We start from the raw sequence: 16,940 nt of genomic DNA on the forward strand, positions 1-16,940 counted from the left end.
GCTAAGATCGTAGCAATACAGCGCTAGTGGTCCCAACTTAGTTTATCCTTAAGAAGCCAGTAGCCATATTTCATTTCGGCTTTACCGGAACATCCCCAACCACTGAGCGATGGAGCTGTGATTTCACGGCGACTCCACATAAATTGCCCCGCAGCATCTGGGTCAGGCATGATTTTTAACTCTATCACCTGGCCCTCATAACCAGATGTTTTATCTCGGTAGGAAGAAGCACCGTGCAGGTAATCATATAAATCATTATCAATGCGAGTTTTCATCGCAGACATGGGCTTAGCTCGTGGACACCCCTTCTTGATCTTCTGCATTAGCTTAAGATCTTTTAGGCTCTCTGAAATATCTACATAAAGACGCTGACCTTGTTCATAATGGGGGTTAGCTCGCAGACGACTGTTAAGCATGCTCACAATATCAATGTCGGACTCAGGAATCTCTCCATAGCTGTTGGATACATAGGCACGGTGAATGAGCAAATCATTCACCTCATCATAACAACTACTCAAACTAATATACAATGCTTCTGACTCTCTTTTTACTTCCTCACATTGTGAATAGACCTGAGCGTTAGGGAAAATTCTCTTTAGTTCTTTTAACATTGCCTCTGATGGATCCTTTCCGTTTAGAGAAATAAAGCTGTATTGCTCCGAAACAAAATTGGGGCCAAAAATCTTTTCTAAGAGGCGAACAGGAACTCCATCCACTTGTTTGTCACCAGCTGGATCTCTAGCCAACAACTCACACACACGGGATTCGTTAGACTCAATTGCACATTCAATGGCATAGTTACCATAATAAGATACAAGTTCTTTATCAGCTCCGTGCTGGAGCAAGAATTTCACCATCTTGGGCGAACCATTACGAGCAGCCAAATGCAAAGCTCTATATTCTCTGCCGTTTCCATCTAGCGGGCTATTGATCTGTAAGCCAGCGCCTAACAAAGATGCAAATAAATCTGTATTATCTGTGGAAATAGCAAACTTGGCAGCTCGAGCTAATTCAACGTGCTCATCAGAAACCTGATCAAAATACAGTTCTTCTAAGTAGTCTGCCCTAGAAAATGCCTTCTCCTCAGCAGATAATTCTACTGACGCAGCCAGACAAATACACAAAACCATCGAAATCCATCTAATCATAGAAAAATGATTAGATCTGATAGAACCTAATGACAAGAACTTTGATAGAAAACCTCACTAAGCTAACACTGATGACTCTGGTCTCAGCTGGAGTTTTTCTAGCAGCTGAGGCAGCTGGCTGAGTGATTGGATTTGGCCGTCGCTTTGGGCTGGTGGCTGGTAGTGGTCGTTAGCACGCCAGACGCCTAGCAGTCCGCATGATTTGGCGGTTTCCACATCATTGACGGGATGGTCACCTAGGTAGAGGCATTGATGAGGCTGGGCTTCTAGCTGGCGCAGGCAGAGCTGGAAAATCCTAGGATCAGGTTTTTTCATGCCAACCTCTTGGGAGATGATGGTGAGGTCAAAATAGCCAGCTAGGCCGGTTGAGGCGATTTTTGCTCGCTGGGCTTTGCTGCGACCATTGCTGAGCAGGGCTAGCTGATAGGTCTTCTGCAGCTGGCTGAGCACCTCGTGCACGCCATCAAAGAGCACGGCATCAGCACCGTAGTTAGATAAGAAATCCTCCAACAGCTCGCTAGCTGGAACCGGCAGCTGGAGAAACTCAGCTGTCTGCTCAAACATCTCGGACTTGCTGGCGTAGCCATTTTTATCAAACCGCTGAATGCCGGCCCAGTAATCTTCTGCTGTCAGCTCACTGCGTCCAGCTAACAAGCGGGCATGTTGATTATGTACAAACTTTCGCAGTGTAGAACTGCGATCTACTAAGGTCTGATCCAAATCAAAAATGAGATGTTCAATCATGTGATAAACGAGTTCGGCAACCACCCAATGCGATTGCTTGTATCTACTAAATGCCTACAAAGCGCGGCGGCTGTCAATGCGTATCCACTGCGCTGACACTGATAGCCAGCTACTGCATGGCAAAGTTCCGATGACATGAATAATTGGCACATTAATCAAAACAAAGATTGAAACGTTGGTTTAATGGCTTATTTTGTCATCATGAAATTAGCTGCATGCAATTTATTATTAAGTAGTTCGCTAGGTTTCGCGGCGACAGTAATTGATGATTTTTCTAGCTACGGCACCCGCTTAAATGATGGTGAAGCTGGACCTGGTAATGCCTATACTTGGCAAGTTGAACACACGATTCCTGGTTATAACAACGAACTGCCTATCAGCGGGGGAAAACTACGTCTCGCTGGCCACGGGCATCCTAATACGGTGCAAGGTATCGCCGAGCTCGCGTTTAACAATGATTTCAAACCTATCGTCAATGGCTTCACCGTCACTTTTGATTACCACGAATATCACGACCTCCTAGAAGTTGAAGTCGCGATAGAAAATAATGCCGTGCATACGCTATCACTAGCAGATTTCACAATTACCTATCCAGCGACAGGTACGGTGACTTTGATCTTTGGCGAAACTGGCGTGACCGAGCAAATCACTGGTCACGCTGATCGGGTATTCACCTACACATCACTGGGCATAGGTGGCGTGAGCGGCGACGATTTGGTTGAGTCTATCAAGTTCATTGGCCATCACCGCAACAACGGCCAAGACATCGCTGAGATTTCCAATTTATCCATCACCGCAGTGCCTGAGCCAGCCACCGCAGTGCTAGCGCTCAGCGGCCTGAGCATCATCTTTTTACGCCGCCGTAGGTAAAAAAATTCCCGACCCAGCTAGCTGGATCGGGAATGGAAAATGGAATGGTTTTTGCCTTAGATGACAATCTCACCACGGTAGGTGAAATCAGCTGGGCCAGTGAGCGTGACATTAACAAACTCACCTTGCTGGGCATTAACCGCCTCAAAGCCAATCTCCAGCGTATCACCGCCGGCGACGTCAACTTTGACTGGTGAGCTGGCACCATCGAGGATGTGGTTAAACAAAGCACAAGCACACATGCCGGTGCCGCAGGCTAAGGTCTCCCCTTCCACGCCGCGCTCGTAGGTGCGGATGGCAATGTGGTTTTCGCCAATCACTTGGGCAAAGTTCACGTTAGTTCCAGCTGGGGCAAATTTCTCGTGGTAGCGGATGGCTGCGCCAAACTTGACCACATCGAGCTCGGCGAGGTTTTCTACAAAAACCACCACGTGAGGCACGCCGGTATTGATGAATCGCACCACTGCATCAAGTCCGTCGATTTTCACGCCGGTATCCAGCTGGAAATCAAATGGATTTGACATGGCGATTTTCACATTGCCGCCTGATACCATATCCGCAGCGAGTGTGCCGGCGATGGTTTCAAAGCTAACCTGCTGGGCAGCTGGCTGGCTGAGCTGTGAGGTGTAGGCGCCAAAACAACGGGCGCCATTGCCACACATTTCAGCTTCGCCACCGTCGGCATTGTAGTAGCGGAATTTGTAATCAGCACCTTGCTCGGCAGGTTCCACAGCGAGCAGGCCATCAGCGCCGATACCGCGCTGGCGGTGACAGAGCTGAGCGATTTGCTCTTTGCTCAGCTGGATGGATAAATCGCGGTTATCGAGCACAACAAAGTCGTTGCCCGCACCGTTCATCTTGGTAAATGAAAGCTTCATGGAAAATTATCTTGGGTGAAAAATTTACCAGCTGGCTAGGTGATCCAGCTGGTCATGCGCGTAAGAAAGCGAGAATTGGAAACTTGTCAACTACTTGGCCGCCTGGATGAGCGGAGTGACAAATGCCTTCACCTTGGCTACCAGATCATCAGAGTCGGCATTTTCAGCTACCTGATTCACAATGGCAGAACCCACCACCACACCGTCAGACACAGAGGCAACCATGGCCACTTGATCTGGTGTATTGATGCCAAAGCCAACACAAACTGGCGTATCAGTAGCTTGCTTGATCTCCGCTACGATTTCCCCAATAGCCGCTGATGGAGCCGCCTGTGCGCCGGTCACACCTGAGCGAGATAACGCGTAGATGAATCCCTCAGATTGTGCCGCCAGATGGGCTTTGCGCTCAGATGGAGTCGTCGGCGCAATCAGTGTGATGCGCTTGAGCTCGTGCTGGCTGGTGAGCTCAGCATTGCGCGCCTGCTCGTCAGGTGGAAGGTCGAGAGCGAGAATGCCATCGGCTCCCGCAGCAGCAGCATCGGCGTGGAATTTTTCAAAACCATAAGCGTACACTGGGTTCAGGTAGGTAAAGAGAACGATAGGCGTCTCGTGTGTAGTGCGGAACTCGCGAATCATCTCGATCACCTTAGGCAGCGTGGCGCCAGCCTTCAGCGCGCGGTCAGCTGCTAGCTGGTTGACTACACCGTCAGCCAGTGGGTCAGAAAATGGCACGCCCAGCTCGATCACATCAGCCCCAGCATCTGCAATCGCGCGAACAATTTCCAATGAACGCGGCAGATCAGGATCGCCAGCGCAAACGTAGGCTACAAAGGCAGATTTTCCCTCCGCCTTCAGCTGTGCAAATGTGGTATCAATGCGGTTACTCATAGTCGTCACCAGCCAATATAGAGAAATCGACGATTTGAAAACCCTAATATGGCCAATTTGTCATCGCTGGAAATGACGACTCATGCGGCGGCTTAACCTTTTGGTGATAATGATAGCTCAAATGGCTGCTCAACGGTGCTCAAATCTGACCACATATCAGCCTCCACCCGCATCTTTTTCGGTTTGGTTTTGAAGGTGAATGTTTTGCTATAGGTCTTCTTACCCATGAATCCCATGCTGCCGGAGCCAGTCTCCTCAAAGCTCACCGGCTTGTCATTTTCATCAAAAAATCGATACTCGGCAATGCCCTCAAATGACTGCTTTGACTTCAATGTAATCTCCAATACCGCATCGCCCCAGCTAGGTTTGCCTAGCTTGCTCAGCTCAAAAGCCATCTCACCTAACTTACCCTCCTTGCCCGGTGACATCTCTATCATCTCAGTGGAGAATTTCTCCTTCTCGGACCCCAGCTGGATGTGCAGCACTCCCTTAGCTGTTAGCGCAGAAATCTCACCTGCTGGCAGCTTCTTGCTCTCAATGGTGAACTTCAGGTGTTTGCCGTCTTTAGAGATTTTTTTGTTCCACCCAAACTCGCCTGCTAGAGATTTTTTCCCTGCAGCAAAAAATCCATCAAAGGTAGACGCATCCATATCAGCCGACACAATCACCTGGTCCGAGCTGGTCAATAATGCCGCCACTTCTAGCCCGCTTTCTTGGCGGTTATAGGTAGAAAATCCATCCTGCGCGTCTTTCGCTGGATCCCAAACGACCTGCATGCCAAGTGGTTTCACTTCTAACTCACTAGCAAAGGCCACACCAGCTGAAGCCACACATAACAATGAAACAATTGATTTTTTCATAAACATGACAACATCTAGCAAGCTAGCCGAATAGCAGCCAGTACATTTTCTAAACAAATTTGTACTTTCCCCCATCTGGGATAAATCGCTAGTTTGTTAGCAGACACACTATGGAACCGCTGCGCATCATCATCTTGACCTTTAGTGGTATTTTCACCTTCGCCTACGGCCTAGCGTGGATCGTGCCACTGGTCGCCGCCGCCAAACAAGAAAGTGAATCCAGCTATGTTGGACAAACCTTAAGACTCCTTGATCTATTCTTAATCATCTTGGACTGCATTCCCATTTTCTGGTTATTCCGCGCCATTCCATCCACACCCTCAACCTACCGTGCCGCGCGCGACGCTTGGCTAACTCAGTCGTCTATCCGCACATCATTCTGGCTCTCACTAAGCGCGCTAACAATCACCCTAGCTGGACTTTTTATCTAGCATGCGTGATTCACGCAAAAGACACATCTAATCGTGTCTAAACAAATATTTCTAACTCCCTAGCTAAAAAAGCGGCGAAGGATCGCCGCACTCCAAAAGCCTTCGGCAGAACGATGCTGCCAGCTGGTTAAGAATACGCCGCTAGCTGGCTGAGACCGCGGTCCTAACAAGAGAAAGAGAACAACTAGCTGGCAGAGGATGCCGAGCTAGCTGGTGGTGTCTAGCGACCAGCACGTTTCATCGTGCTGGTCTGAAAACTTACTACTCAGCCTAACCAAAAAAAGCGGCGAAGGATCGCCGCACTCCAAAAGCCTTCGGCAGAACGATGCTGCTAGCTGGTTAAGAATACGCCGCTAGCTGGTGGTGTCTAGCGACCAGCACGTTTGACTGAGTCGGTCTGAAAACTTACTACTTGGCCTAACTAAAAAGCGGCGAATGATCGCCGCACTCCTAAAGCCTTCGGCAGAACGATGCTGCTAGCTGGTTAAGAATACGCCGCTAGCTGGCTGAGACTATCGACCAGCACGTTTCACTGAGTCGGTCTGAAAACTTACTACTTGGCCTAACTAAAAAGCGGCGAAGGATCGCCGCACTCCAAAAGCCTTCGGCAGAACGATGCTGCTAGCTGGTTAAGAATACGCTGCTAGCTGGCTTAGACCGCGGTGCTAACAAGAGAAAGAGAACAACTAGCTGACTAAGGATGCCTAACTAGCTAGCGGTGTCTAGCGAACGGCACGTTTCACTGAGTCGGTCTGAAAACTTACTACTTGGCCTAACTAAAAAGCGGCGAAGGATCGCCGCACTCCGAAAGCCTTCGGCTGAACGATGCAGCCAGCTGGTTAAGAATACGCCGCTAGCTAGCTGAGACCGCGGTGCTAACAAGAGAAAAAGAACAGCTAGCGAGCTGAGGATACCTAGCTAGCTGGCGGTGTCTAGCGACCAGCACGTTTCACTGAGTTGATCTGAAAACTTACTACTTGGCCTAACTAAAAAGCGGCGAAGGATCGCCGCACTCCAAAAGCCTTCGGCAGAACGATGCAGCTAGCTGGTTAAGAATACCAAACTAGCGGGCTGAGGACGCTGAGCTAACTAGAGAAAAAGAACAGCTAGCGAGCTGAGGATACCTAGCTAGCTAGCGGTGACTAGCGACCAGCACGTTTCACTGAGTTGATCTGAAAACTTACTACTCAGCCTAACTAAAAAGCGGCGAAGGATCGCCGCACTCCAAAAGCCTTCGGCAGAACGATGCTGCTAGCTGGTTAAGAATATGCTGCTAGCTGGCGGTGTCTAGCGACCAGCACGTTTCACTGAGTTGATCTGAAAACTTACTACTTGGCCTAACTAAAAAGCGGCGAAGGATCGCCGCACTCCAAAAGCCTTCGGCAGAACGATGCTGCTAGCTGGTTAAGAATACGCCGCTAGCTGGTGGTGTCTAGCGACCAGCACGTTTGACTGAGTCGGTCTGAAAACTTACTACTCAGTCTAACTAAAAAAGCGGAGAAGGATCGCCGCACTCCTAAAGCCTTCGGCAGAACGATGCTGCTAGCTGGCTGAGACTGCGGTGCTAACAAGAGAAAAAGAACAACTAGCTGGCTAAGAACGCCTAACTATTTGGTTAAGAATATGCTGCTAGCTGGCGGTGTCTAGCGACCAGCACGTTTCACTGAGTCGGTCTGAAAACTTACTACTTGGCCTAACTAAAAAGCGGCTAAGGATCGCCGCACTCCTAAAGCCTTCGGCAGAACGATGCAGCCAGCTGGTTAAGAATACGCTGCTAGCTGGTGGTGTCTAGCGACCAGCACGTTTGACTGAGTCGGTCTGAAAACTTACTACTCAGTCTAACTAAAAAAGCGGAGAAGGATCGCCGCACTCCTAAAGCCTTCGGCAGAACGATGCTGCTAGCTGGCTGAGACTGCGGTGCTAACAAGAGAAAGAGAACAGCTAGCTGGCTAAGAATACGCTGCTAGCTGGCGGTGTCTAGCGACCAGCACGTTTCACTGAGTCGGTCTGAAAACTTACTACTTGGCCTAACTAAAAAAGCGGCGAAGGATCGCCGCACTCCGAAAGCCTTCGGCAGAACGATGCTGCCAGCTGGTTAAGAATACGCTGCTAGCTGGCGGTGTCTAGCGACCAGCACGTTTCATCGTGCTGGTCTGAAAACTGAACACTGAAAACTTCCAACTATCTTATCTACATACCCCGCGCGGGCTGGATTCGATGAACTCGATAACCCGCTGGACGCATTTGTTTTCCGCCTCTGGCAATGTTTTGAGCTCGTCGAGCTGCTTGCCGAGGTTGAGGTCCTTTTTAAGGAATAGCTTACGATAGGCTACTTTGAGGCAGCGGATATCTTCATCGGCAAAACCGCGGCGCTGCAGGCCAACGACGTTGAGCCCACGGTGAACCGCTGGTGATCCCTCTAGCATCATGAATGGCACGGTGTCTTGGGAGACACGTGAGAAGCCGCCAACCATGGCGTGCTCACCCACTCTAGCAAATTGATGAATTGGCGTTAGACCGGAGATGATGGCGTAATCATAAACCTCCACATGGCCAGCTAGAGTGGCATTGTTGGAGAGAATGCAATGGTCGCCAACTTGGCAGTCGTGTGCCACGTGTGAGTAGCACAGGAAGTAGTTGTGATTACCAATTCTGGTCGGCAGCTCAGCGGTGGTTCCGCGATGAATGGTGACATTCTCGCGGAATACGTTGCTGTCGCCAATTTCCAGATAGGTTGGTTCGCCTTGGTACTTGAGGTCTTGCGTTTGCTGGCCAATGGCGGCGAATGGATAGAAGGTATTGTTCTTTCCAATCTTGGTATGACCATCGATCACCACGTGCGATTTCAACACACAGCCGTCGCCGATCTGAACATTGGCACCAATGACACAGTAAGGGCCAATTTCGACATCAGAACCGATGCCAGCATGAGGGTCGATAATCGCAGTTTGATGGATCATTCGTCAATGTAGATTAGTTATCGAGCAGTGCAAACTTCAGCGTGCACTCAGAGACGACCTCACCATTTACCAGGCAGCGGCAGTCTGCCACACCGATGTTACGACGAATCTTAACGATTTCAGCCTCGATGAACAGAGTATCACCTGGGGTGACTGGCTTACGCCACTTGAGATCGTTTACGCTCATGAAGTAGCCAATTTTCCCCTGATGCTCTGGCTTGCGCAGGATCTGGATGGAGGCTACCTGAGCCATAGCTTCTAGCTGGAGCACGCCCGGCATGACTGGGTGACCAGGGAAGTGGCCTTGGAAGAATGGCTCGTTGATGCTGACATTTTTCACGCCGGTACACTTAGTTTCGCCTTCGAAGTCGATGATACGGTCAACCAAGAGGAATGGGTAGCGGTGTGGCAAGATCTTCATGATCTCGTTGATGTCGAGCACAGCTTCACCAGTCTGTGGCACGTAAAGTGGTGGAACCAGCTGGCGCATTTTCATGTAGTCGCGCTTCAGGTTAGCCGCCATTTGGGTATTTGGCCCGTGGCCTGGCTTCACGCAGATCACGTGACCGAGAATCTTTTTGCCGCTGAGCATGAGGTCGCCGATGACGTCGAGCGCCTTGTGACGGGCGAACTCGTTGTCGTAGCGCATTGGCTCTTTGCTCATTACTTCGTCACCGCGGACAACCACAGCATTTTCTAGGCTTCCACCTTTGATGAGGCCTTTGTCAAGCAGTGGCTTAACGTCTTCGTAGTAAACAAAAGTACGCGCTGGAGCGATCTCTTTCTCGTAGAGTTCTGGAGTCACTTCTGAGCTGAAATATTGAGTAAAGCGACCGTCTGGGCCGACGTTGGTAACAGAAACGCGGAACTTATCACTCGGTACGATGGTGATGATGGAGCCATTTTTTGTCTCCATGTGCATTGGCTCGCGGATTGCCCAAACTTTGCGCGGAGCGTCTTGCTCAACGACTCCTGCTTTTTTGATCAGCTCGACGTATGGAGCCGCTGATCCGTCACCGATTGGTGGCTCGTTGCTGTCCATCTCGATGAGCGCGTTATCTACACCCATGCCTACCAGCGCAGACAAAATGTGCTCAACAGTATGTACTTTTACAGATCCTTCAGCCAGCGTAGTCGCACGCTCTACGGTCTGCACCTTGTCCACGTCAGCATTGATAAATGGCTGATCAGGTAGGTCGACACGGCGGAATTTGAAACCACTTCCCACCTGGGCTGGTTTGATGGTCAAAGTTACCTTCGAACCAGTGTGTAGTGAAGTCCCCTCGAGCGTCGCTGCTTCGGCCAATGTATGTTCCATCTCTGTAGGCATGCGCGGTACTTAATCGGGATTTCACAAATGATCAAGTATTCTGTTTTCACTTCAATAAATCATTCATTGTAAGCCAGCCAGAAACAATCAGCAGAATTCTCACCCCCAACTAAAAAACCTAACGCGCAAGTCTGCACCACTCACCACTCGTACAAAATCCCCCACCTCAGGTATCCACACGGCAACAAAAAGCCCGTTGGCTGACCAACGGGCTGAAATAAATACTTAAACTACCAGCTCATGGAGGCACTTAGCACATCCAGCTGGTGACGATTAATGGTTAGTGCAAGAAGCATTGATAGGCGCTTCTGGCTGCTCGTCAGAGCGCTCGATAAGGCCATTTTCAATCATCCAAGTTTCCACTTCTTCGCCAGAAACGTCAGCGAGCATGGTGCCATTGACTTCCACACATGGACTCAGCGGCTGGCCGCTCTTCTGCTCCATCTCCCAGCGGAACGCTTCGTTTTGAATGATGTCTTTCTCGGTGAACTCAAGCTGGTATTTTTTCATGATGGCGCGCACGCCTTCGCTCCAGCCACAGTAAGTTTTGAGATACGCAACAATTGTAGGATTTTCTTTGCTCATAAGGTTTGATCGGGTGAAAACAAAAAATCACAGCTGGCTAGAAATGCAAACATTATGACCAGCTGGTAATTCTATCAGCCAACCACGCAGCAGATTTTTAAAATCCTAACTGCGCAGCAGACATCAATACCTGATTCTTTGAATAGGTGGTATCGTTCCTATGGTGACTGAGCCAGCATGGTCTTCAGTGAGGCTGCAAAATCTTCTGGTGTCGTGCCGCCTACGACATTACCCAACTTCTTCGCATCAGGACTGAGAAACTCGATGTGGGGAATCCCCCTAACACCATATTGCTCGGCTAATTTTTTATTTTCATCCTTATCGACGTCGAGATAAACCCAAACAAATTTATCCACGTATGGCTCTACCGCCTTGCTTGGATAGACATCCTTTTTGTTAACTTGGCATGGCGGACACCATGAGGCTGAGAAAATAACAACAACAGGTTTGCCAGCTTCCTTGGCTTTGCTGACAGCTGCCTTGTAGTCTTTTTCGTAACTAGGTTCGCCAGCTAGCGCTGATGTCGTTAGTGACAACATGGCGAGACCAGCTACGCCAGCTAGACCTAATGATTTGAGTGGATTTGTAATCATCGTTTTCATAATTTCTACACGTAAGAGGTCCATGTATAGGATCTATTCCCGAAAAAAACAATTCACACCTAACGTGTCCTTCTTTGCATCTGTTGTTCTATATGCTGTTGGCGTGCTTGCTCACCGCGGCTTTGACTAGCTGGCTCATCGCGCTGCGCTGGCTGGCTAGATCTAGACGATCTACTAGCAGCTGCAGCTTGGCGGCTCTCTTGCTCACGTTGCTGACGTTCCTGCGCCAGCCTATTTTCACGAGCTTGAAGAACTCTCCGCTCTTCTTCTTTGAGTTTGCGAGCTTGCTGTTCGCGCGCCTTGCGCATCTGCTCTTCTCTGTGCCTGCGAGCCAGGTCTTCCCGCGCCTTGGTTTGTTGGTTTGCAGCTGACTTGCGTGTATTCACTGACTGCACATTCGACTGCCGCTGGCTGGCTTGCTTTGCATTGCCGCTAGATGCCGTACTTGTCTCCCTGCTAGGAGTTGATTTTTCCCCTTGCTGAGATGTTGCCGGCGCGTTGGTCCGCTGGCTAGCTTGCTGGCTAGACTTTTGCTTTTTCGCTTGTGCTCGCGCCGTGCGCTCACGTTGTTGCCTCAGCGCACGCTCAGCCTCTAACTTTTTCAAATCCGCTAATAAATTACCAGTCTTAGCCTCCTTTGAACGACTACCCACTTTAACCACCTGTGGATGGCTATCAAGATCGCTGCTCGTTGGCTTAGGGTGCGACACACTCGGACGTGTTAGCGTGATTTGCTTCACCTCAGATTCAGCTTTGTGGATCGGATGCTCTGGTTTTGGTGGTTTCACTCCTGGCGGACGCGATGGCCTGTGTGGCTTTTGTGGTTTCCCAGAAGAAATTCCACCACTGCGGCACGAGCACGCCTGTTTCCAGCACAAATCACAGATGATAATCACATCCTCGTACGGCAAATTATCATATTCATAGTATTCGTTATATTCATTATAAACGGTCACCTCTTCGTGAACTTCTACCACGACCGGCGGGACATCCTCAGCTAGTGGCTGGCTGATAGATGGGACTTCTTCTAAAAAAACAAAGTCATTAACAAAATCATTAGGGTCATATGCTAGAAGTGGATCATTATCGACCTCAGCTTGCACATTTGCCCCTAACACAGCGATTGGTGCTGCGACCGCGCCCTCAGTATCGCAAGAAAGATGATAGTCGTGACCACAGCCAAGCGCGACATCAGTGCTTGATTCGTCCGGCACATCAGCTGCAATAACCACCTCCGAATTAGCTAGCTCAGTAGAAACCAAATCAGTCGCTGGCGAATTTTCAGCAACCAATTCTTGCTCGATTACTGACGCTGGCTCGACCACTAGGTCTGCGCTCTCCTGCAGCTGATGCGTATACGCTTTTAGCTCTTGCATCTCTTTTTCCAGCTGGCTAACGCGCCGATCGGACTGCTTATCTTTACATGAGGGCAGCGTGATCAATACGCTGCCACTCAGAAATATTAGGCCTAATTTTTTCATGACGTGAGGGGTAACTCCATTGCTTAGACCCGTATTATACGTGATCCATTCATATTATCTAGCAAATGGCACAGACTGAGACTAACAACTGTTCACGCAGACCTCGATCGCCCCATCCATTGCAATTACTTATTCAGCTGATTTCAAAATCACTTTTCGTGCGATAAAACAAGCCAGCCAAGCCACCTGTTAGCATCTTCGTACTCATAGATTCCAGCTAGCTGGAAAAATATTCGCCATTTAAAAAATAGGCCCTAGCGATTCAAAAACCGCCAACACATTGATTTTCTGTCACTCCCAGAACCCCACCGCAAAAAGGCCAAAAAAAATCACATTTCCCTCAAAAAAGAGATTGCGTTTTTCCACCTTCCACACTAGTTTGCCGCCGCACCAGCAAGTGGAGCGGTAGCTCAGTTGGTTAGAGCACCGGCCTGTCACGCCGGGGGTCGCGGGTTCAAGTCCCGTCCGCTCCGCCACTTGCTAGTTCAATTTACCCAGCTTATTTATAAGCTGGGTTTTTCTTTGCCTAGGTATTTCAGCCTGACCGTCCAGCAGACAATAATTCAGCCAGCTTCTACCGCTGTATCACGCTGGCAATTTCACACCTGCCTGCTGTCAATTGGCGAGCCATTGTTTACGCGCTGTGTAGATCTACGAAATTTCCCAGCTGGAAAAAAAGTCACACCGACACTCTTTAATGTCTGGCTAGCTCGACTCAAACGAAGCTGAAAACCACTCACCATCGGCTTCTATAATCCGCCTTAAGAAATGAATTTCCCCCATCCACTGCCAGCTCCACCCGCGCACTTCAAATCGACTGTTTCACCACTATAAAAAAGATCTTGCCTTTTCGCGCCGTCCACACTAGTTTGCCGCCGCACCAGCAAGTGGAGCGGTAGCTCAGTTGGTTAGAGCACCGGCCTGTCACGCCGGGGGTCGCGGGTTCAAGTCCCGTCCGCTCCGCCACTTGTTTTGCAATACGCCTCGTTTGAGATCATTCTCAGCGAGGCTTTTTTGTGTCAACTCTCTAGCCAAACACAAAGACCTTAGGGCCTTACAAATCCAACCCGTCGACAAAACAATCAATCTCCCGCAATGACGGTGCAAATGAATCAACTGGCGCGCTCTCAACCAGCTGGTAATGTTTATCCTTTTGCATCGCACTCGATGCATCCGCTGGATCACCTACTGGGTAATCTCTCACCTCATCGCCAAAACTCGCTAGCTCTGGATGCGTCACGCCAAACACCGCACGTAGATACTTCCCGTCCTTAGTAAGCCCGTGAATCTCGTAGCGCAGCATGCTATTGTTAGGCGCATAGTTTGTATTGTCATTCTGGTACTGCGACAAAAAGGAAACCGCCCGCCCCCAAGAAAATGACTTACGCTCAAATCGTGGACAAATCCGCAAGGTCGCATTGCTTGCGTACCCCAGCTTCGCCTCATAGCCATTTCTAGCAGATGTAATAGCCGACTTCACGCCAGCTGGCACCTCAGCATTCACCTCAATCGTCCAGCTGGAATATTCACCCCCTCTAGCAGAGCTATTAGAATCCTGCCCCTCAGCTGGCTTCGCAAACTTCCACCGCCCTTCGACAACCTCCATATCACTTCCAGCTATACGCGCCATCGGGCCGCTAGCCTGCTTACCAATCGACTGCCCCTTTTGATACTTCGACACCGAAATCCTATCGATAGGATAATCATCGCTGACTGAATCCACAATCGAGGGCAAGGAACAAGACACGACAAAAGCACAACTCATTATACTTGTTAGCTGAAAAATCTTCATGATCAACAATTCTAGTCGGTTATCTATTGCTAACTCTCCAGCTGAGAGTCGCCTGCCTTTTTCAAATTTCTGTGACGAATCAGGCCATATGGCAGGCCAATTACTAGATGCCAAAAACCACAATGAATAGGACATAGGATTAACCCCGTTATGAAAGCAAACGTTCTCCCTGTATCGTTGGCGACATCCTTCAGCGCTTTCTGCAACTCTGGCGTAATCTCCTCACCATTAAACGTGCCATTACCATCAAGATCATATTGATCCAATCTGTTTTCTAAATAGATCTCAGTCAAACTAACCGACACCATTAATAAGCCGTAACAGCAAACTGAGCTGATTACCGCCCAACGAAACCAGATAGCAAATTTAGTCTCTCGCCTCACAATGAGAAAAATCGATGTCACGATTGGCAATACAATCTCGATGCCTATAAGCGCGTTAGTGATTAATTCAAGCATGTTGATTAGTTATCTATGATTAGATAGACACCTCAAAAAAAAAACATTAAAAGGACAGACAAATTAAAACACATCTACTCCGAGTACTACTTTTGCTTCTTCTTAGCTTCCTTGCCCTCGTCAGCTTCGACATCGTTACCATCTTGGATTTTGCTAGGAGTTGGAGCCCCCAGCCTAGACTCAAGCAGTTGACGTGCTTGCAAGATTTCCTCCTTTGAAAAATGGATTCCTCTATGCTCTAAAACTAAAGTTTCTAGATTTAGCGAATAAACATTCGTTCCTTCCTCGTGACGATGACGATGCTTAGTTCCGATGTAGAGATAGTACTTACCATCGTGACTGACGGCCCACACATCAGCAGCCCAAGCAACCTCGTCTAGCACCTGGCACACTAGACGCTTGTCATCATGCAGCACCTCGACAACCGGACAATTCTGCCCTGGGAAATGTTTATAAACAGGGTCCCAAATACGGAGAACAAAGACCCGTTTTTCGCGCCCCTCACCATTCTTTAGGTAAACAGGAAGCTTCACGGTCCATCGATGAGCGTAACCTCTTAGCATAGACGCACTCTCCTCATCAGTTGGCTCCCCATTCTCTTGCAAAGTCTCGTAAGAACGATTTGCTAGAGCAGATTTTTTGTGAGTTTCTGTAACAATGCCTCTAAGCGTCTCGAATTTTTCACCACCATGAACAAGACTAACATTAACGATAAGCAGGGCGGAGAAAATGGCACTCATCATTTTCTGAGAAATCATAAACAGCCCCGCCGAAGACCTCAGCCAACGCATCTGCATTAAGCCAGAGAAATTAAGAAACTTTATATTATGAAGCATGATTCTTCTACCAAAAGCTATTCATCACCCTCAGACAAGAGATGTGAACCAACTTTTACCTCATCTATTTTAACGCCCTTGTTTGGCGAACCACCCCATCTCCAGCCCGTAGCCGATAAGTCCGGCAGATCGTCGTAAATTGTCAGCGCCTCCTCATGACTCATTACGATAGCAGTAAATTGGTATTCATAGATATCACCACTTTTGTTTGTAAATGTGATCGAGCCAAAATTATTGCCAATCGATGAGCTCGAACATTTCCCTTGTACCCATCCTGATCCTCCAAAAGCCGCAATATGCCAGTTAGGCTCGCTACTATCAGATGGAGTAAAGTAGTTAGGATCAATGGCTACAAATGAACCTTCCACTCTCTTGCCTGGATTATATGAGACCTTGTCGTGAGTATCCACGGATTTCTTATCGCCAGCGGTCCATATGCGAGAATATCTAAGGATCACGACTTCTCCAGTACCGGCAGTCGCCCCCACGATCCATTTGAAAGCTCCAATATCAGATGGAGCAAGAGCCGCAGCTTGCTTTACTTCAGCATGAACAGGCGCCATCAATACGACGGACAAAGCCATTAATTTGCATATCATCACAGTATTCATAGGGTAAGTTGGGCACAGAAATCACAGCCAGCCACAAAGATAGTTAGAGGTAAATCTCCTCTTGAATAACAATTTCTTTAAGACGGGACCATCATGCAACTAACACACTGAACGGCAAGTCGTTTCCACATAAAAAACAATTTTAGCGCTAGATACCACCGAGCCAGCTGAGGATCTTATCATAGCAATGGCTAGATCTAGCTGAGAATGTCGCTATCGATAAGCTGCATCGTTACCGCAACCTTCAGCGACCGCCCCGTACCAGCAGCGAGCTTGCGAGCGTACCCTTCTACCTGCAGCGCAGCGGACTTTAGGGCGCAGCCCGCACTTTCAGGCCGCAGGCCGTACTTGCACTGTCCACTGCTCACTTTTTCCCACTGATCACTCCCGCGCAGCGGGTCGCGGGCACAAAAAAGCCCTTACTAAGCTTTCACTTAGTAAGGGCATATAAACCTGGCAACGACCT

The 16,940-nt window shown here is 49.0% G+C and carries 18 protein-coding genes and 2 tRNA genes; 5 read left to right on the forward strand and 15 right to left on the reverse strand.

Annotated elements, in window-relative coordinates; genetic code table 11:
• Positions 1–23: 23 nt before the first annotated feature.
• Positions 24–1,148, reverse strand: coding sequence for an ankyrin repeat domain-containing protein (locus JIN82_RS07030; RefSeq protein WP_200310930.1), 1,125 nt, complete (start codon positions 1,146–1,148; stop codon positions 24–26).
• Between the two features lie 57 nt (positions 1,149–1,205).
• Entirely contained in the window at positions 1,206–1,892 is a 687-nt protein-coding gene (locus JIN82_RS07035; RefSeq protein ID WP_200310931.1) for an HAD family hydrolase, read from the reverse strand.
• A gap of 201 nt (positions 1,893–2,093) precedes the next feature.
• On the opposite strand from JIN82_RS07035, the gene JIN82_RS07040 reads away from it, so the two are divergent.
• Entirely contained in the window at positions 2,094–2,762 is a 669-nt protein-coding gene (locus tag JIN82_RS07040; RefSeq protein ID WP_200310932.1) for a PEP-CTERM sorting domain-containing protein, read from the forward strand.
• Positions 2,763–2,818: 56 nt separating this feature from the next.
• Here the strand turns inward: JIN82_RS07040 and dapF are convergent, their stop codons facing one another.
• From dapF to JIN82_RS07055, 3 genes are all read right to left on the reverse strand, one after another.
• Positions 2,819–3,640: a diaminopimelate epimerase gene (gene dapF, locus JIN82_RS07045; protein ID WP_200310933.1), complete on the reverse strand. Its 822-nt coding sequence runs from the start codon at positions 3,638–3,640 to the stop codon at positions 2,819–2,821.
• Positions 3,641–3,730: 90 nt separating this feature from the next.
• On the reverse strand, positions 3,731–4,528 hold the full coding sequence (gene trpA, locus JIN82_RS07050) for a tryptophan synthase subunit alpha (RefSeq protein WP_200310934.1): 798 nt from the start codon (positions 4,526–4,528) through the stop codon (positions 3,731–3,733).
• Between the two features lie 92 nt (positions 4,529–4,620).
• Positions 4,621–5,388 (reverse strand): hypothetical protein, encoded by a 768-nt coding sequence (locus tag JIN82_RS07055; RefSeq protein ID WP_200310935.1) that lies wholly within the window; start codon positions 5,386–5,388, stop codon positions 4,621–4,623.
• 110 nt (positions 5,389–5,498) lie between these two features.
• Here JIN82_RS07055 and JIN82_RS07060 point away from each other — a divergent pair, with 110 nt between their 5' ends.
• Positions 5,499–5,819: a hypothetical protein gene (locus JIN82_RS07060; RefSeq protein WP_200310936.1), complete on the forward strand. Its 321-nt coding sequence runs from the start codon at positions 5,499–5,501 to the stop codon at positions 5,817–5,819.
• A gap of 1,973 nt (positions 5,820–7,792) precedes the next feature.
• Complete coding sequence (locus JIN82_RS17475; RefSeq protein WP_267906515.1) at positions 7,793–7,918, forward strand: hypothetical protein; 126 nt, start codon at positions 7,793–7,795, stop codon at positions 7,916–7,918.
• 87 nt (positions 7,919–8,005) lie between these two features.
• Here the strand turns inward: JIN82_RS17475 and lpxA are convergent, their stop codons facing one another.
• The 5 genes from lpxA to JIN82_RS07085 form a co-directional block, all read right to left on the reverse strand.
• Entirely contained in the window at positions 8,006–8,779 is a 774-nt protein-coding gene (gene lpxA / locus JIN82_RS07065) for an acyl-ACP--UDP-N-acetylglucosamine O-acyltransferase (protein ID WP_200310937.1), read from the reverse strand.
• Between the two features lie 13 nt (positions 8,780–8,792).
• Positions 8,793–10,109 carry a bifunctional UDP-3-O-[3-hydroxymyristoyl] N-acetylglucosamine deacetylase/3-hydroxyacyl-ACP dehydratase gene (locus JIN82_RS07070; RefSeq protein ID WP_200310938.1) on the reverse strand — a complete coding sequence of 439 codons (1,317 nt, stop codon included), beginning with the start codon at positions 10,107–10,109 and terminating at the stop codon, positions 8,793–8,795.
• Positions 10,110–10,382: 273 nt separating this feature from the next.
• Complete coding sequence (locus tag JIN82_RS07075; protein ID WP_200310939.1) at positions 10,383–10,694, reverse strand: glutaredoxin family protein; 312 nt, start codon at positions 10,692–10,694, stop codon at positions 10,383–10,385.
• A gap of 158 nt (positions 10,695–10,852) precedes the next feature.
• The gene (locus tag JIN82_RS07080; RefSeq protein ID WP_234041844.1) at positions 10,853–11,320 is read right to left on the reverse strand and encodes a thioredoxin family protein; all 468 of its coding nucleotides are present in this window, start codon (positions 11,318–11,320) and stop codon (positions 10,853–10,855) included.
• A gap of 35 nt (positions 11,321–11,355) precedes the next feature.
• Entirely contained in the window at positions 11,356–12,777 is a 1,422-nt protein-coding gene (locus JIN82_RS07085) for a hypothetical protein (RefSeq protein WP_200310941.1), read from the reverse strand.
• Between the two features lie 399 nt (positions 12,778–13,176).
• Here JIN82_RS07085 and JIN82_RS07090 point away from each other — a divergent pair.
• Both JIN82_RS07090 and JIN82_RS07095 read left to right on the forward strand, forming a co-directional pair.
• Positions 13,177–13,253: transfer RNA gene (locus tag JIN82_RS07090), tRNA-Asp, on the forward strand.
• A 413-nt stretch (positions 13,254–13,666) separates the two neighbouring features.
• Positions 13,667–13,743: transfer RNA gene (locus JIN82_RS07095), tRNA-Asp, on the forward strand.
• Between the two features lie 88 nt (positions 13,744–13,831).
• Here the strand turns inward: JIN82_RS07095 and JIN82_RS07100 are convergent.
• From JIN82_RS07100 to JIN82_RS07120, 5 genes are all read right to left on the reverse strand, one after another.
• A complete protein-coding gene (locus JIN82_RS07100; RefSeq protein ID WP_234041845.1) occupies positions 13,832–14,524 on the reverse strand; it encodes a hypothetical protein in 693 nt (230 codons plus the stop codon).
• Between the two features lie 74 nt (positions 14,525–14,598).
• Positions 14,599–15,027: a hypothetical protein gene (locus tag JIN82_RS07105; protein WP_200310943.1), complete on the reverse strand. Its 429-nt coding sequence runs from the start codon at positions 15,025–15,027 to the stop codon at positions 14,599–14,601.
• Between the two features lie 86 nt (positions 15,028–15,113).
• Positions 15,114–15,863, reverse strand: a complete 750-nt coding sequence (locus JIN82_RS07110; protein ID WP_200310944.1) for a hypothetical protein — start codon at positions 15,861–15,863, stop codon at positions 15,114–15,116.
• A gap of 17 nt (positions 15,864–15,880) precedes the next feature.
• The gene (locus tag JIN82_RS07115) at positions 15,881–16,474 is read right to left on the reverse strand and encodes a hypothetical protein (RefSeq protein WP_200310945.1); all 594 of its coding nucleotides are present in this window, start codon (positions 16,472–16,474) and stop codon (positions 15,881–15,883) included.
• A gap of 197 nt (positions 16,475–16,671) precedes the next feature.
• Positions 16,672–16,842 (reverse strand): hypothetical protein, encoded by a 171-nt coding sequence (locus JIN82_RS07120; protein WP_200310946.1) that lies wholly within the window; start codon positions 16,840–16,842, stop codon positions 16,672–16,674.
• Between the last annotated feature and the right edge of the window lie 98 nt (positions 16,843–16,940).

The organism is Persicirhabdus sediminis (assembly GCF_016595495.1).
In the GTDB taxonomy this organism is placed as follows: Bacteria; Verrucomicrobiota; Verrucomicrobiia; order Verrucomicrobiales; family Akkermansiaceae; genus Persicirhabdus; species Persicirhabdus sediminis.

Coding starts and splice junctions, on each gene's coding strand:
- JIN82_RS07030 (WP_200310930.1), bottom strand. CDS start 1,148: ATGATTAGATGGATTTCGATGGTTTTGTGTATTTGTCTGGCTGCGTCA.
- JIN82_RS07035 (WP_200310931.1), bottom strand. CDS start 1,892: ATGATTGAACATCTCATTTTTGATTTGGATCAGACCTTAGTAGATCGC.
- JIN82_RS07040 (WP_200310932.1), top strand. CDS start 2,094: ATGAAATTAGCTGCATGCAATTTATTATTAAGTAGTTCGCTAGGTTTC.
- dapF (WP_200310933.1), bottom strand. CDS start 3,640: ATGAAGCTTTCATTTACCAAGATGAACGGTGCGGGCAACGACTTTGTT.
- trpA (WP_200310934.1), bottom strand. CDS start 4,528: ATGAGTAACCGCATTGATACCACATTTGCACAGCTGAAGGCGGAGGGA.
- JIN82_RS07055 (WP_200310935.1), bottom strand. CDS start 5,388: ATGAAAAAATCAATTGTTTCATTGTTATGTGTGGCTTCAGCTGGTGTG.
- JIN82_RS07060 (WP_200310936.1), top strand. CDS start 5,499: ATGGAACCGCTGCGCATCATCATCTTGACCTTTAGTGGTATTTTCACC.
- lpxA (WP_200310937.1), bottom strand. CDS start 8,779: ATGATCCATCAAACTGCGATTATCGACCCTCATGCTGGCATCGGTTCT.
- JIN82_RS07070 (WP_200310938.1), bottom strand. CDS start 10,109: ATGCCTACAGAGATGGAACATACATTGGCCGAAGCAGCGACGCTCGAG.
- JIN82_RS07075 (WP_200310939.1), bottom strand. CDS start 10,694: ATGAGCAAAGAAAATCCTACAATTGTTGCGTATCTCAAAACTTACTGT.
- JIN82_RS07080 (WP_234041844.1), bottom strand. CDS start 11,320: ATGGACCTCTTACGTGTAGAAATTATGAAAACGATGATTACAAATCCA.
- JIN82_RS07085 (WP_200310941.1), bottom strand. CDS start 12,777: ATGAAAAAATTAGGCCTAATATTTCTGAGTGGCAGCGTATTGATCACG.
- JIN82_RS07105 (WP_200310943.1), bottom strand. CDS start 15,027: ATGCTTGAATTAATCACTAACGCGCTTATAGGCATCGAGATTGTATTG.
- JIN82_RS07110 (WP_200310944.1), bottom strand. CDS start 15,863: ATGCTTCATAATATAAAGTTTCTTAATTTCTCTGGCTTAATGCAGATG.
- JIN82_RS07115 (WP_200310945.1), bottom strand. CDS start 16,474: ATGAATACTGTGATGATATGCAAATTAATGGCTTTGTCCGTCGTATTG.